11 protein-coding genes are annotated in these 14,191 nt (G+C 74.1%); 8 read left to right on the forward strand and 3 right to left on the reverse strand.

The genetic code is table 11. From position 1 onward, the window contains the following. The first annotated feature begins 114 nt into the window (after window positions 1–114). The 3 genes from IF00_RS0122995 (at window position 115) to IF00_RS0123005 (ending at window position 3,931) form a co-directional block, all read left to right on the forward strand. Window positions 115–1,326 (forward strand): NAD(P)-dependent malic enzyme, encoded by a 1,212-nt coding sequence (locus IF00_RS0122995; RefSeq protein WP_030320919.1) that lies wholly within the window; start codon window positions 115–117, stop codon window positions 1,324–1,326. A gap of 145 nt (window positions 1,327–1,471) precedes the next feature. Next, window positions 1,472–2,437 carry a zinc-binding dehydrogenase gene (locus IF00_RS0123000; protein WP_030320920.1) on the forward strand — a complete coding sequence of 322 codons (966 nt, stop codon included), beginning with the start codon at window positions 1,472–1,474 and terminating at the stop codon, window positions 2,435–2,437. 90 nt (window positions 2,438–2,527) lie between these two features. Continuing rightward, complete coding sequence (locus tag IF00_RS0123005) at window positions 2,528–3,931, forward strand: cellulase family glycosylhydrolase (protein ID WP_030320921.1); 1,404 nt, start codon at window positions 2,528–2,530, stop codon at window positions 3,929–3,931. A 224-nt stretch (window positions 3,932–4,155) separates the two neighbouring features. On the opposite strand, the gene IF00_RS0123015 is transcribed toward IF00_RS0123005, so the two are convergent. Together IF00_RS0123015 and IF00_RS0123020 are read right to left on the reverse strand one after the other, a co-directional pair. Then, complete coding sequence (locus IF00_RS0123015) at window positions 4,156–5,055, reverse strand: PadR family transcriptional regulator (protein ID WP_030320923.1); 900 nt, start codon at window positions 5,053–5,055, stop codon at window positions 4,156–4,158. 1 nt (window position 5,056) lies between these two features. Then, window positions 5,057–5,932: a DUF4097 family beta strand repeat-containing protein gene (locus IF00_RS0123020; protein ID WP_030320924.1), complete on the reverse strand. Its 876-nt coding sequence runs from the start codon at window positions 5,930–5,932 to the stop codon at window positions 5,057–5,059. A 149-nt stretch (window positions 5,933–6,081) separates the two neighbouring features. Between IF00_RS0123020 and IF00_RS0123025 the strand changes: the two genes are divergently transcribed. Beyond that, on the forward strand, window positions 6,082–6,897 hold the full coding sequence (locus tag IF00_RS0123025; protein WP_030320926.1) for a membrane protein: 816 nt from the start codon (window positions 6,082–6,084) through the stop codon (window positions 6,895–6,897). Between the two features lie 49 nt (window positions 6,898–6,946). Here IF00_RS0123025 and IF00_RS0123030 read toward each other — a convergent pair whose 3' ends face one another. Next, window positions 6,947–7,132 (reverse strand): DUF6104 family protein, encoded by a 186-nt coding sequence (locus IF00_RS0123030; protein WP_010061466.1) that lies wholly within the window; start codon window positions 7,130–7,132, stop codon window positions 6,947–6,949. 94 nt (window positions 7,133–7,226) lie between these two features. Between IF00_RS0123030 and IF00_RS0123035 the strand changes: the two genes are divergently transcribed. The 4 genes from IF00_RS0123035 (at window position 7,227) to IF00_RS0123050 (ending at window position 14,130) form a co-directional block, all read left to right on the forward strand. Then, entirely contained in the window at window positions 7,227–7,679 is a 453-nt protein-coding gene (locus IF00_RS0123035; protein ID WP_106975864.1) for a CU044_2847 family protein, read from the forward strand. Next, a complete protein-coding gene (locus IF00_RS42800; RefSeq protein WP_030320929.1) occupies window positions 7,676–9,727 on the forward strand; it encodes a VMAP-C domain-containing protein in 2,052 nt (683 codons plus the stop codon). Before IF00_RS0123035 ends, IF00_RS42800 begins: the two co-directional genes overlap by 4 nt. Window positions 9,728–9,848: 121 nt before the next feature. Then, window positions 9,849–10,865, forward strand: a complete 1,017-nt coding sequence (locus IF00_RS0123045; protein ID WP_030320931.1) for an AAA family ATPase — start codon at window positions 9,849–9,851, stop codon at window positions 10,863–10,865. Between the two features lie 7 nt (window positions 10,866–10,872). Next, a complete protein-coding gene (locus tag IF00_RS0123050) occupies window positions 10,873–14,130 on the forward strand; it encodes an SAV_2336 N-terminal domain-related protein (RefSeq protein ID WP_051820561.1) in 3,258 nt (1,085 codons plus the stop codon). Window positions 14,131–14,191: the final 61 nt, after the last annotated feature.

A 14,191-nucleotide genomic window follows, 5' to 3' on the forward strand; every position in this document is an offset into this window, starting at 1 on the left:
GCGTTGTGCGGCGCGCCCGCGCGGCTACCAGACACGGCGGCCGCGGGACCCGCCCACCGCTCCACACCAGGAGCGGCCAACCCTCAAATGAAGCAGACTTAAGGGGTCAACCCAATGGCAGCGGAGATCGTCAATCCTCGCAGTGACAGCGGTACGGAAGGAGCTCCGGAGGAGCCCTTCGATCCTGTCTTCGCCCTCCACCGGGGCGGCAAGATGGCCATTCAGGCCACCGTTCCCGTCCGGAACAAGGACGACCTGTCCCTCGCGTACACGCCCGGCGTCGCCAAGGTGTGCACCGCGATCGCCGAGCAGCCCGACCTGGTCAACGACTACACCTGGAAGTCCCAGGTCGTCGCGGTCGTGACCGACGGTACGGCGGTCCTCGGCCTCGGTGACATCGGCCCGGAGGCCTCCCTCCCGGTCATGGAGGGGAAGGCCATCCTCTTCAAGCAGTTCGGCGGCGTGGACGCGGTCCCGATCGCCCTGGCCACCACCGACACCGACGAGATCGTCGAGACCGTCGTCCGGCTGGCCCCGTCCTTCGGCGGCGTCAACCTGGAGGACATCTCGGCCCCGCGGTGCTTCGAGATCGAGCGCAAGCTCCAGGAGCGCCTCGACATCCCCGTCTTCCACGACGACCAGCACGGCACCGCCATCGTCACCCTCGCCGCCCTCCGTAACGCGGCGAAGCTGACCGGCCGGACCCTCGGTGACCTGCGCGCGGTCATCTCCGGCGCCGGCGCGGCCGGAGTCGCCATCGCCAAGTTCCTCCTGGAGGCCGGCCTCGGCGACGTCGCCGTCGCCGACCGCAAGGGCATCGTCAGCCGCGACCGGGACGACCTCAACCCGGTCAAGCGCGAGATCGCCGACCTCACCAACAAGGCGGGCCTCAGCGGCTCCCTGGAGACCGCCCTCGCCGGCGCCGACGTCTTCATCGGCGTCTCCGGCGGTACGGTCCCCGAGGCGGCCGTCGCCTCCATGGCTCCGAACGCCTTCGTGTTCGCCATGGCCAACCCGAACCCCGAGGTCCACCCCGACGTCGCGCACAAGTACGCGGCCGTCGTGGCGACGGGGCGTTCGGACTACCCGAACCAGATCAACAACGTCCTCGCCTTCCCCGGCATCTTCGCCGGCGCGCTCCAGGTCCGGGCCTCCCGGATCACCGAGGGCATGAAGATCGCCGCGGCCAACGCGATCGCGGACGTCGTCGGCGACCAGCTCGCCGCCGACTGCGTGATCCCGTCGCCGTTCGACGAGCGGGTCGCCCCGGCCGTCGCGGCCGCGGTCGCCGCCGCGGCCCGCGCGGAGGGCGTCGCCCGCCGCTGACGCGTCGCGCACCCCGTGAAGGGCCCCGTCCTGATCCCAGGACGGGGCCCTCTCGTGCAAGGGGGGTCGCCGGGACGAGGGAGGGACGCGCGTCACACGGGCGCGTGGTTCCGTGGCCTGCCCGTGGCCGCCTAGGGTCGGGGCCATGTTCGCTGCCTACGCTGCCCGAATCGACCGCGACCAGCCCCTGAACGGCCTCGAATTGGGTGAACGTCCCGAACCCGAGGTGCGGCCGGGGTGGACCACCGTCACCGTCAAGGCCGCCTCGCTCAACCACCACGACCTGTGGTCGCTGCGCGGGGTCGGACTGCCCGAGGAGAAGCTGCCGATGATCCTCGGCTGCGACGCCGCGGGGATCGACGAGGACGGCAACGAGGTCGTCCTGCACTCCGTGATCGGCCAGACCGGCCACGGCGTCGGACCCGACGAGCCCCGGTCCATCCTCACCGAGCGCTACCAGGGAACCTTCGCCGAGCGGGTGACCGTGCCCCGCTGGAACGTGCTGCCCAAGCCGAAGGAGCTCTCCTTCGAGGAGGCCGCCTGTCTTCCCACCGCATGGCTGACCGCCTACCGCATGCTCTTCACCAACGCCGGTGTACGGCCCGGGGACTCGGTGCTCGTGCAGGGCGCGGGCGGCGGTGTCGCCACCGCCGCGATCGCCCTCGGCAAGGCCGCCGGCCTGCGGGTCTTCGCCACCAGCCGTGACGAGGAGAAGCGCAAGCGGGCCGTCGAGCTCGGCGCCGTCGAGGCGTTCGAGCCGGGCGCGCGGCTTCCGCAGCGGGTCGACGCGGTCATCGAGACCGTCGGTGCCGCCACCTGGTCCCACTCCGTCAAGTCGCTGCGGCCCGGCGGCACGCTCGTCATCTCGGGCGCCACGAGCGGCGACCGGCCCGCGCACGCCGAGCTGACCCGGATCTTCTTCCTCGAACTGAAGGTCGTCGGCTCGACCATGGGCTCCAAGGACGAACTGGAGGACCTGCTGTCCTTCTGCGCGGCGACGGGGGTCCGGCCGGTCGTCGACGAGGTCCTGCCGCTGGACCGGGCGCGGGAGGGCTTCGAGCGGATGGCCTCCGGCGAACTCTTCGGAAAGATCGTCCTGAAGACCTCGTGACGACCTCTTGATGACTCGTCGGTAGGACTGATGAGATCTCCGGCACGTGAAACGTGAACAACGCTCACTTCGTCGTGCCGGAGGTCTACCTTGTCGCGAACCACCCACGCGTGGCGAACCACCCTTGTCACGGGCGCCCTCGCCGCCGCGCTGATCACCCCCACCGTGCCTGCCGCTGCCGCGGATCGCCCGGAGACCGGCGGGGACGCGATACCCGCCCTCACCGACGAACGCGGCCGCACCCTCACCCTGCGCGGCTGGAACGTCGGGGACAAGGCGCACAGCGGTGACGCCGCCCTCTCCGGCGTCACCGAGAAACACTTCCGCGACATGCGGGCCAAGGGCTTCAACTTCGCCCGGCTCCTTGTCTTCTGGGACGACCTGGAGCCCCGGCCCGGCCAGTACAGCCAGTCCTATCTGCGGAAGATCGAGCGGATCCTGGACTGGGCCGAGAAGCACGACGTCAAGGTCCTCATCGACGCCCACCAGGACGTCTTCGGTCCCGCCTTCGGCCACCGGGGCGTGCCCGCCTGGGCGACCAGGACCGACGGACTGCCCTTCACGCCGCACCCCGACGACTGGTTCTCCGAGTACTTCGAGCCGGCCGTGCAGCGCGCCTTCACCCACCTGTACGAGGACGAGGACCTGAGGCGTGCCCAGGCCCGGATGTGGCGGGTGCTCGCCGACCGCTTCGAGGACCATCCGGCCGTGCTCGGCTACGACCCGATCAATGAGCCGATGGGCGAGCTGCGCGAGGGCGAGGACCTGGCGACCGCCGCCCGGCGCATCGAGCGGGATCAGATCACCCCGATGTACAACCGCGTCGCGGACGCGATCCGTTCGGTCGACAAGGACAACTGGATCTTCGTGGAACCGACGCCCATCGTGGGCGAGGGCGTGCCCACGGGACTCGGCCGCATCGACGACCCGAAGATCGTCTACGCCCCGCACTTCTACAACGGCGCGATGGAGGCCGGCGGGGACTACGACCCGGCGGCCCGCTGGATCGAGAACTACGAGCAGGCCGTCACCCTGTACCCGAAGGAGTACAAGGTGCCCGTGGTGGTGGGCGAGTGGGGACCGCTCAACAACTCCCAGCCGAACATGAACCGCTTCTACCGGGAGGCCATGGCCTCGCTCGGCCGCTACAGCTCCGGCTGGGCGGGCTGGGAATGGTGCTACGGAGGCGGCTACTGCGCCGTGGACGGCACGGGGGCGTTCCGTACGAACAAGGAGCTGACCGCCGAGCCCTACGCGGAGGCGGTCGCGGGCACGGTGCGCTCCGCCGCCTACGACCCGGGGGCCGGGGTCTACCGCCTCTCGTACGACTCCGCCGGGCTGCGCGGCTCCCGGGTCACCGAGCTCGCCCTGCCGTCCGGCGACTGGCGGGTGACGGCCCGGGGCGGGGCGCTGGTGCTCCGCCCGACCCCCGGCCGGGCGCTGGTCCTCGCGGCCCCGGGCACCCGGGTGACGGTGACCGTCACCCGGCGCTGAGGTCCTGCGGGGAGGCGGGGTCAGACCGCCGGCGGGGGTGGTCGTGCCCCCGGCGGTCACGCGCTCACGCACGCCCCCGGCCGTCCCGTTCTACACCCGCGCCCGCGTGGCCCTGGCTGTTCAGGCCCGCGGCCCGGCCTCCGTGACCCCGGCCGTCCCGTTCCACACCCGCGCCCGCGTGGCCCCGGTCGTCCTGCTCGGCCCGGACCCCGCGACCCCGGCGGTCAGGCTCTCGGGCGGGACCGCAGCAGGCCCGTGATGCGGATCGCCGCCGTCGACAGCTGGTCGCGGGTCTCGGCCAGTTGTTCCTGGCTCACCCCGTGGTCGCGGGCCGCGTCCCGGATCTCGTCGCGGAAGCGGTCGAGGAGCCGGTCCAGGTCGCGGGCCGGGTCGCCCGAGCCCTCCGTGTCCCGCGCCCACTCCGGCACCTCGTCGGCCGGGGCCGCCGCGAACGGAGGCTCCTGGCCGGCGGCCTTCGGGTGGGTCGTGCCCGCGACGAGACCGCCGAGCTGCGCCGTGATGTCCGAGAGGCCCTCCCAGACGCCCTTGGGCCAGTCGCCGCGCGAGAAGCGGTCCTGGACCTCCTCCTGCACCTGCTGGGCGATCCGCTGGAACTCCTTCGCCTGGTGGCGGGCGGACTTGGCCTCGGCGCGGGCCTGGCGGGCCTGCTCCTTCCACTCCTGCCCGACCCGGCGCAGCTCCTCCTTGGCCTCGGCGAACGAGGAGGACTCCGCCGCACGGGTCCGGCCCGCCGCCGCGCGCATCTCGCTGCGCACCCGGCCCGCCGCACCGCGCACGTCGTCACGGATCTCCGCCGCGAGCTCCGACACCGACTCGCGGATCTCCCTCTCCAGGTCGTCCAGTTCGGCGCCGCGCCCGGCCAGCTCGGCGCGGCCGGCGTCGGTGATCGAGTAGACCTTGCGGCCGCCCTCGCTGGCGTGGGTGACGAGGCCCTCGGCCTCCAGCTTGGCCAGGCGCGGGTAGACCGTGCCCGCCGAGGGTGCGTACAGCCCCTGGAAGCGCTCCTCCAGGAGGCGGATCACCTCGTAACCGTGGCGTGGCGCCTCGTCGAGCAGCTTGAGCAGATAGAGACGCAGGCGGCCGTGCGCGAAGACGGGCGGCATGTCAGAGCACCTTTCCGGTCGCGGAGGGGGTGGGGGAGGGGGCGGAGCCGCCGTCCTCTTCGGACTCGGGACGGCGGAGCAGCGCGATGGAGCCGGAGACGGTGGTCGCCTTGAGGGTGCCCCGGCCCGAACCGAGGGTGCCGGTGACGGATTTGGTGCCCCACTGTCCGGCCACGCGCAGGTCCTCGAAGGCGTTCGACACGGAGCCCGTCGTCGTGTTGGCCTCGACGCGGGCGTCGGCCGGGTGGGGGAGGCGGATGGCGACCTCGCCGGAGAGGCTGGAGAGCCGGATGTCGGCGGGCGGCCCGTCGAGCTCGGCCGGGTCGAGGTCGATGACCATGTCGCCGCTGACGGTCTCGGCCCGCACGGAGGCGCCCGCGCCCTCGATCACCGTCACGTCGCCGGTCACCGAGTTGATCCGGAGCGCGCCCGTGACCGACTGGGCCTCCAGATTGCCCGAGACGCTCTCGGCGCGGACCGGGCCGGCGAGCCGGAGGAGGGTGGTGTCGCCGGAGACTCCGCGCACCTCCGTGCGCCCGGTGATGCCGGTGACGACGGCCTCGGCGCCGACCACGGTCACCTCGACGTCGGCGCCGGCGGGGACGGCGACGGAGACGACGGCCCGGCGCCGGAACTCCTTGCGGTCGAGCCACTTGAGGGCGCTCTTCCACTGGAGGTCCTCGTAGCCCACGGTCAGGGTGGAGCCGTCCTGGGACACGATCAGCGGCGGGCCCTCGACCTCGGAGACCTCCACGCGGGCGGAACTCTCGTCCGTCCCCACCACGTTCACCGTGCCGTTGACGATGCGGACCTGCAGCCGGGTCACGGGGTCGGCAGGGGCCAGCTTCGTCGGCTCGGTGACGGACCACTCTGTCATGGTGCTGACCTCCCGTTTCGGCAACGCAACATATCGTGTTTCTCGATAGACACGATATATCGCGGTGAAGGGAAGTCAACCCTGACTCTCCCCTGACAGGGTGGGGGCAATTGCCTCCATACACGGACAAATTGGCCTAGCGTAGGGCCATGAACGCGACATCCGGACCGCATCCCGTCGGGGCACTGCTCCTCTGCCGTGCCGATCCCCCGACGGTCCGGCCACCCGCCCAGCTGCTCCGCGAGCACCTGCTGCTCGCCCCCGCGGGCGACGACTGGAGCGTGCTCGTACCGGAGGGGAAGCCCTGGCTCCACGGCGGGGAGCCGGTCGAACAGGTCGTCACCGGCTGGGCCACCGCCCTCGCCGTCTCGGCCGCCGGCTGGCCCGTCGTCGCGTTCTGGTGGGACCGCGACCGGGCCGGCCTCACGCTCGCCGCCGGCTTCCGCCGTACGGTCGGCTACACCTGGCTCGCGGACGGCACGCCCGTCGGCGAGGACGAGGCCATGCGCACCTTCGCCGCCCGGCTCGCGCTCGACCCCGTCCTGGACGTCCAGGCCCTGGAACCGCTCACCGAGCCCGATCCGGACGTCGACGCCGACGCCCGGCTCCTCGGCGTCGTCGCCGTCCTCGGCCGCGTCGGGCTCGCCCTGCCGACCGGACTCCTCCCCGGCGAGAGCGCCGACCGGCTCCGCTCCGTGGCCCTGGCCCAGGGCGCCGAGCAGCTCGAATGGTCGGGCTGGAGGGATGCCGTACGCGCCGAACTCGACGTGGTGGAGGGCAGCCCCCTCGGCCCGTACCTGCGCGGCCCCAGGGCGCGCGTACTGGGCGGGGCGCAGCTCGCCGCGGGGATGCCGCTCCTGATCTGGGGTCTCGGCCGGCGCAGCGGCGGCTGGGCCACGGCCGGGGCGCTGCTCGTCGCCCACGGCGCGCTCGGCCTCGCCTACGACCGACTGCGGGAGGGGTGACCCCGCGCGCGGAGACACCCCTCGGAGCGGCCGTTTCTACGAGCGGGCCCTACTCGTCCTCGTCGTCCTCGTCGTCGAGACGGGCCAGCCAGGTCGCGAGGCGCTCGACCGGCACCTCGAAGTCGGGGTTGAGATCGACGAACGTCCGCAGCTGCTCGGCGAGCCACTCGAAGGTGACTTCCTCCTCGCCGCGCCGCTTCTCCAGTTCCTCGATGCCACGGTCGGTGAAGTACATGCGTTCAGGATAGGCGGAACACCTCACGTCCCCTGTCGCCCGTCAGCCCCACCGACTAGCCTTCCCCATCATCGTTTCGGGGAGCGGGGGCGCTGTGACGCACGGGATCGCGCGTATTCGGCTGGACGACGGCACGCCCGTCTGGGCCCGGGTCAGTGACGTACAGGAACTCGGCAGGGGCGGTGGCTTCCAGGACACCGGCGTCAAGGACCGGGTGGTCTCGATGGCCGGCGGACTCACGGACGTGGTGCGCGGAGTGGTCGGCTCGCTGCGGGCCGGGCTCGACCCGCAGGGGTCCGTGGAGGTCGCCGTCAGCTTCGGCATCGAACTGTCCGCCCAGTCCGGCAAGGTGATCGGCGTCCTCGCCGACGGCTCGGGCAAGGCGTCCGTGAACGTCTCCCTGACCTGGACCGAACCGGGCCGGGCCGCCGAGCCCGCCACCGGTCCCGCGCCGGGCTCCGCAGCGGATCCCGCGGGCGTTCCCGCGCCCCGGCCCCCCGCACCCGATCCCTCCGCAGCGGACCCGGCGGCCGATGGACCCGCATGAGCGCCTTCGACGCTCTCGTGCGCCCCGCATTGGTACGCATCGCCGCTCCCGACTGCGGGTATGACCCGCACGGCGACCGGTACTGGGGCACCGGCTTCTTCATCGCCCCCGGCTGGGTGCTGACCTGCGCCCATGTCGTGGCCGAGGGGGGAAGCGCGGTGTGGAGGAGCGAGCCCGCCGTCGGCATCACCTGGGAGGACGGAAAGACCTCCCGGGAGACCACCGGCACCGTCGTGCTCGCCCTGCCGCGCCCCGACCGGCCCGACGACCCGCCGGACCGGTGGGCCTTCCCCGACATCGCGCTCGTCCGCGTGCCCGGCGCGCAGAAGGCTTCCTGTGTGCGCCTCGGCGAGCGTCCGCCGATCCCGCCGACCTCCGTCGGACTGCACGGCTGGTCCCGGGAGACCGGCGAGCTCGGCATCCGGCACGTCCACGGCACCCTGATCGGCACGGACGGCAAGGCGCTCATCACCGACTGGGTCATGCCCGTCGAAGGCTGCTCCGGCGGGCCCGTCGTCGACCACCAGCAGGGCGCCGTCGTCGGCCTCAACAAGGGACGCGGCCGCGACGGCGGCGCCGTCGTCCCCGTCACCGCGCTGCGCCGGCTGCACGACCTACCCGGCGGCGAGGCGATGGGCGAGGCGCTGCGCGCCCACGACCGGTACCACCTCGCCCGCTACCGCTCCCTGGACGACCGGCCCGACTGGACCCGCACCCAGGGACGTCTCACCGGCTCGACGGGTGTCGGCCCGGGACTGCGCACCCAGCTGCACGGACACTTCGCCGAGCTGCCCGCGCCCACCGCGCCCGGCGAGATCATGGACCTCATCGACCAGGTCAAGGCCTGGATCAGGGACGACGAACTGCCGGACGCCCTGGAGGACGACCCGCGCACCTGGAGCGAGGGCGCCGGACTCCTGCGCGGTCTGCGGGCGCCCCGCAGGGACGGCGTCCGCGACCTCGAACTGGACGCGGTGCTCCTGTACGCCGCTCACGTCGCCCGGCACGTGCGCGGGCGGTACGGCGAGCGGGTCGACACCGCGGCCCTCACCCACTGGATCGTCGACGAGTCGGGCGACGCAGACCGGCACCTCCGGCGCGAGATCGACCGGCTCGTCAGCCCCGGCAGGCCGGCCCCCCTCTCCGTACGCGAACCCCGCGCGCGTGCCGACGTCCTCCTGGAGATCGACCCCCCGGTCTACGACCCGGGTCGGTACCCGTGGCGGGTCAAGCTCCTCCTCGACGGGCACACGGTCAGCCCGCTCCACTTCGACGAGCGGGGCGTCACGCGGGCCCAGCTCAGGGAGACCCTGCGCGAACCGCTCGCGGACGCCCTGCGGCGCGGCGACAGCGGCCGGCACCTGGCCGCCGTGGAGGCGGTGCTGCCGCTCGAACTCTTCGACGAACCCCTCGACACCTGGCGGCTCGAACCGCCGCAGGGCGGCCCCGAGGACGCCTGGGCGCCCTCTCTCGGCCAGCGCAGGTTCGTCGTCATCCGCGACCGCCGCCGCTACGACCGGGAACCCGCCCCCGAATGGCGCGAGCGCTGGGAGGCGGCGGAGGGCGGGCCCCTCCGCGCCGCCCCGCTGCGCGCGGAGGTGCCCGGGACGGGCCCGGACGCCCACACCGCGCGCGTCCGCCGGGAGACCTGGGCGGAGACGTACGACCGGCTGCGGGAGGCCGAGGGCGGCACCGTTCCCGTGTACTGCGGCCGCGTGGGCAGCGGCGACGGGCTCATGGCGATGCACGCGGCGCTCGCCGCCGGGCATCCGCTCGCCCTCTGGCGTCCCGGCGCCCACGACCACGCCGACTGCGCGGAGTTCCACGACCGGGCCGACCGGCTGATCTCCGCCGCCCCCACCGCCTGGGACGTCCGAGGACCCGTCAGATCCCTGCGCACCCGCGCGACGGACCGGGCGGCGGGCCCCGAGGCGTCGGCCGAGTACGCGTGGGCCGAGAGCATCGCCCTGCTCCTGGACCCGCCCGACCGGCCTCCGCACGGCGGTCGTCTGGAGCCCCCGCCGCTGCTGGGGGAGGGGGAGCAGTGACCGGAGTGCCCACGGGGACGAAGGCCCCGCGATCCGTCCGATTAGGCCATCGGCAGGCCCCGCTCCCGGGCGGTACCGTCGACGGACCCGGCACCGACACCACAGCCAGGAGGAGTCCATCGTGAGCGATTGGCGGATCTATCGTGGTGCCGGTCTTCCGCACGACGAGATACAGCGGCTGCCCGCCCCGCCGCCCTGGCGCGACTTCTCCACGGGCAGCGCCGACGACACCCTGGCGGGCTCCGACCGGCGGCTCGGCGTCAAGCGCAGACTCGTCCAGAACCATCACCCCAGGCCCGCCGAGACCGACGCCGTCAACGCCGCGCTGTACCTGCGGCGTCCGCTGCTCGTCACCGGCAACCCCGGCACCGGCAAGTCCACCCTCGCCCACGCCGTCGCCCACGAACTGGGCCTCGGGCGCGTGCTCCGGTGGCCGATCGTCAGCCGGACCACCCTCCAGGACGGGCTCTACCGGTACGACGCCATCGGCCGGCTCCAGGACGTCCAGCTGGAGCGTGCCCAGGCCGGATCGCCCGGCTCGGCCGCCGCGGCGCCGGCCGGCATCGGCTCGTACATCCGGCTCGGCCCGCTCGGCACCGCGCTGCTCCCCTCCGAGCAGCCCCGGGTGCTGCTCATCGACGAGCTCGACAAGAGCGACCTGGACCTGCCGAACGACCTCCTGAACGCCCTGGAGGAGGGCGAGTTCGCCCTTCCCGAGCTGGAGCGGCTCGCCGACCGGGAGCCCGTCGTCGAGGTGCTCAGCGACGACGGCCGCAAGGTGGCGGTGCTCGGCGGCCGGGTCCGCTGCACCACCTTCCCGTTCATCGTGCTCACCTCCAACGGCGAACGGGACTTCCCCGCCGCCCTGTTGCGCCGCTGCATCCGCCTGGAGCTCGAAGCGCCCGGCGAGGACCAGCTGCGCGCCATGATCGAGGCCCACCTCGGCAGCGAGGCCGCCGCGGGGGACGGGGAGCAGGGACTCGTCCAGCGCTTCCTCAACCGCGAGCCGGGTGAGGTCATCGCCACCGACCAGCTGCTCAACGCCCTCTATCTGACCCAGCACGCCTCCCGTGCCGAACGGGTCACCAGGGAGCGCATCGCCGACATGCTCATGCAACCTCTCGATCAGCCGAGGTGACGATCGGATGCACCGGATGCATCTGGAGGAACTCACCCGCAGACTGCGGGCCGGTGGCCAGGACCCCACCGCCGAGGACGTCGCGGACGCCCTCTGGCTGTCCCAATGGCTCCCCGGCCCGACCCCGGACCAGGAAGGGGCGGAGGGGGCGCAGGGACCGCCGGCCGATCCTCGGCGGGAGACGGCCGGGGGCGGTTCCGCCGACGGCCATGACCCGGGCGGCGGCCCGGCCGGTGCCGCCGGCGAGGACGGGGGTGCGGCGGCCGGGCCCGGCGGCCCACGCGAGTCCGTCTCCCTCCACATGGCCACGGGAACAACGAGAACCACAGGAACCACGGGAGAAGCCGGAGCCAACAGCGGAACACCAGCCGCCGACGCCACCCACACCCCGGGGGACACGGGAGCCACCGGTGAGGAGCGGCGTACGGACCGGGGCGCGACCCTGCCCGTCCGCGCGCCCGGCGCCAACGCGCTGCCCGGGCTCTTAGGACTCCAGAAGGCCCTCCGCCCCCTGCGCGCCTACGCCCCCGCACCCCACCGCCCCGGCGAGGGCGTCCTCGACGAGGAGGCCACCGCCGAGCGCAGCGCAGCCGCCGGCATCCTCACCCCCGTGATGCGCCCGGCGGCGGGCCGCCGCCCCGACATCCAGCTCCTCATGGACACCGGCCCCGCCATGGTCGTCTGGAGCCGGATGGTCGAGGAACTCCGCCAGGCCTGCCAGCAGTCCGGCGCCTTCCGGGACGTCCAGGTGCACCGGCTGTACGACGCCGGGGAAGGCCCCCCACTCGTCACCACCACCTCCGGCGCCGACGGCCGCCCCCGGCTGCGCCCCGTCGACCAGCTCCACGACCCCACAGGCCGCCGGTTCACCCTGGTCGTCAGCGACTGCGTCGGACCCCTCTGGCAGCGCGGCGCCGCCCAGCGCTTCCTCCGCCAGTGGCCCCGCAACTCCCCGCTCGCCCTCGTCCAGCCGCTGCCGCCGCGCCTCTGGCCCCGCACCGCGCTCCCCGCCGAGCCCGGCACCTTCCAGCGCTCCGCCACCCCCGGCGGCCACACCGCCTTCCGCTCCGACGAGGAGCCCTGGGGGCCACTCGCCCCCGGCCGCAGAGCCGTCCCCGTGCTCACCCCGACCCCGGAGGCCTTCGCCTCCTGGACCCGGCTCCACACCGGCCACGGCGGCAACGCCGTACGCGGCTGGGCCGCCTGGCTCGCCCCCGAGGCGGTGGAGCCCCGTGCGCCCAGGACCCCCCGCGCCGCACGGAGCGACGACGACCTGCTGCGCGCCTTCCGGGCCGCGGCCTCACCCGGCGCGCTCCGGCTCGCCGTCCACCTCGCGGCGGCCCCGCTGACCCTGCCCGTGATGCAGCTCGTGCAGCGCGCCATGCTCCCCGACACCGGCCCCATGGAGCTGGCCGAGGTGCTGCTCAGCGGGCTCCTGCGACGACTGCCCGGGCCCACCCCGTACCCCTGCTTCAGCTATCCGCCCGGCATCCAGCAGCACTTCCTCGGCTCGCTCGACCCCAGCGCCGCCGCCCTCGTCCTCAAGCACTGCTCCGCATACGTGGAGCGCAATTTCGGCCAGGGCATGCGCAACTTCCCGGCGCTCGCCGCCGCGCGCCTCGCGGGCGCCGACACCGAGGCCGACACCGGGACCGGGACCGCGGCCGCGCCGGGGACCCGACGGAGCCACGGCCGGACGGCCGACCTCCCCGAGGAGACCGAGGCGACCGACGAGCCCCTGGGACCCGACGGCCCCGAGACCGAACTCTTCGCCCGTATCCCCGCGCGCGTACTCCGCTTCTACCACCCCGACCTCGTCACCCCCGACCCGCTCACCGAGGCCCGCCGCCTCCTCGCGCAGGGCCGCGCCCAGTCCGACCCGGCCCTGCTCGCCGGAGCACGCGAGCGCGCCGAGGCGGCGCTCCCGGCCGAACCGGTCGAGGCCCGGATCGTCCTCGCCCGCGCCCTGTACGCCGAGGCCGGCACCGCCGCCGCCCGCCGCACCGGCCGCCGCCCCGAGCTCCTCGGCGCGGCCGCCGACACGCTCGTACGGGCCGGGGAGCTCGCCGGGACCGGCGGGGAGGCATGGGCCGAGGCCCGGCTCGAACTGGCCGTCGTCCACCATGCCTTGTGGCGGGACAGCGACGAGACCGGCCATCTCGACGCGGCCCTCAGCGCCCTCGCCGAAGCCGCCGACCGCTGGCCGGAGACCGCCCGCCACACCCTCCATCTGCGGCGCGGCCGGCTGCTCCTCGCGCGCGGTGACGGCGCGGAGGCGGCCACCGAACTCACCGCCGCCCTCACCCTGCACGAGAGCGCCGCCGCCCTCCTCGACCTCGCCGACGCCCTCCATCTCTCCGGGGCCGCCCCCGGCCGCATCGGTCTCGTGCTCGACCGCGCCGAACCCCTCCTCGGCGACGCGCGCGCCCTGCGGCTGCGCTTCACCACCGCACGCGCGCGGCTGTACGACACGGAGGGCGACGGTGCCGCGGCCGACGCGGCGTACGAGGAGGCCACCCTGCTCGCCCCCGCCGACAGCGAACAGCGCGGACCGCTCCTGCTCGCCTGGGGCGGATCGCTGCTGCGGCGGGCCGCCGCGGGTACGGGCACGGCACCGGTCGACCGGGCCGAGGGCGTCCTGCGCGAGGCCCTCACCAGCCTCCCCGCCGGAGCCGCCGCCCGCGAGCGGGCCCGGATCCTCATCGGCAGCGTGCTCGCGCTGCGCTTCGACCGCGCGGGCTTCCTGCCGGACCTGTACGAGAGCCGTCACCTGCTCGACGAGGCCGTCCGCACCGCCCGCGACCCGGAGACCCGGGCCGAGGTCTCGCTCCAACTGGGCTGGGTGCAGCTGCAGCTGAGCGAGGCGGCGAGGGACGGGCAGCTCGTCGGTGCCCTCACCGCCTTCCAGCGAGCCGCCGACGGCATCCGCGCCGCCCGCGGCGACACCCCCGGCACGGTCACGCTGGCGCGGGCACTCCATGCCCAGGGAGCCGTGCTGTACCTGATGGACCGTGTCGGTCAGGCCGCGGCCCTCCTCGAAGAGGCCGCCGAGCAGTGGCGGCGGCTGGACGGCGTGCTGGTGGCGGTGGACTGGGCGGACGTGGAGCGGACCCGGGCCCTGCTCGCCGAGGTCGGTGCCGACCCCCGCCCCCGGCCGGAGCGGTTCTCCCGCGAGGAACGGCGCAGGATCACGCCGCCCTGGTGGGCGTGGCGGGAAGGAGAAGCGGAACGGCTGGATCACGGGGGCGCGCATGGGCGCAGTTGAGTCGAACGGGTTTCCGTCTCTGAGGCGTAGGGAAGAACCGCTCCGCCGCTACGACCGTGGG

Source organism: Streptomyces flavochromogenes (assembly GCF_000717595.1).
GTDB lineage: Bacteria > Actinomycetota > Actinomycetes > Streptomycetales > Streptomycetaceae > Streptomyces > Streptomyces flavochromogenes.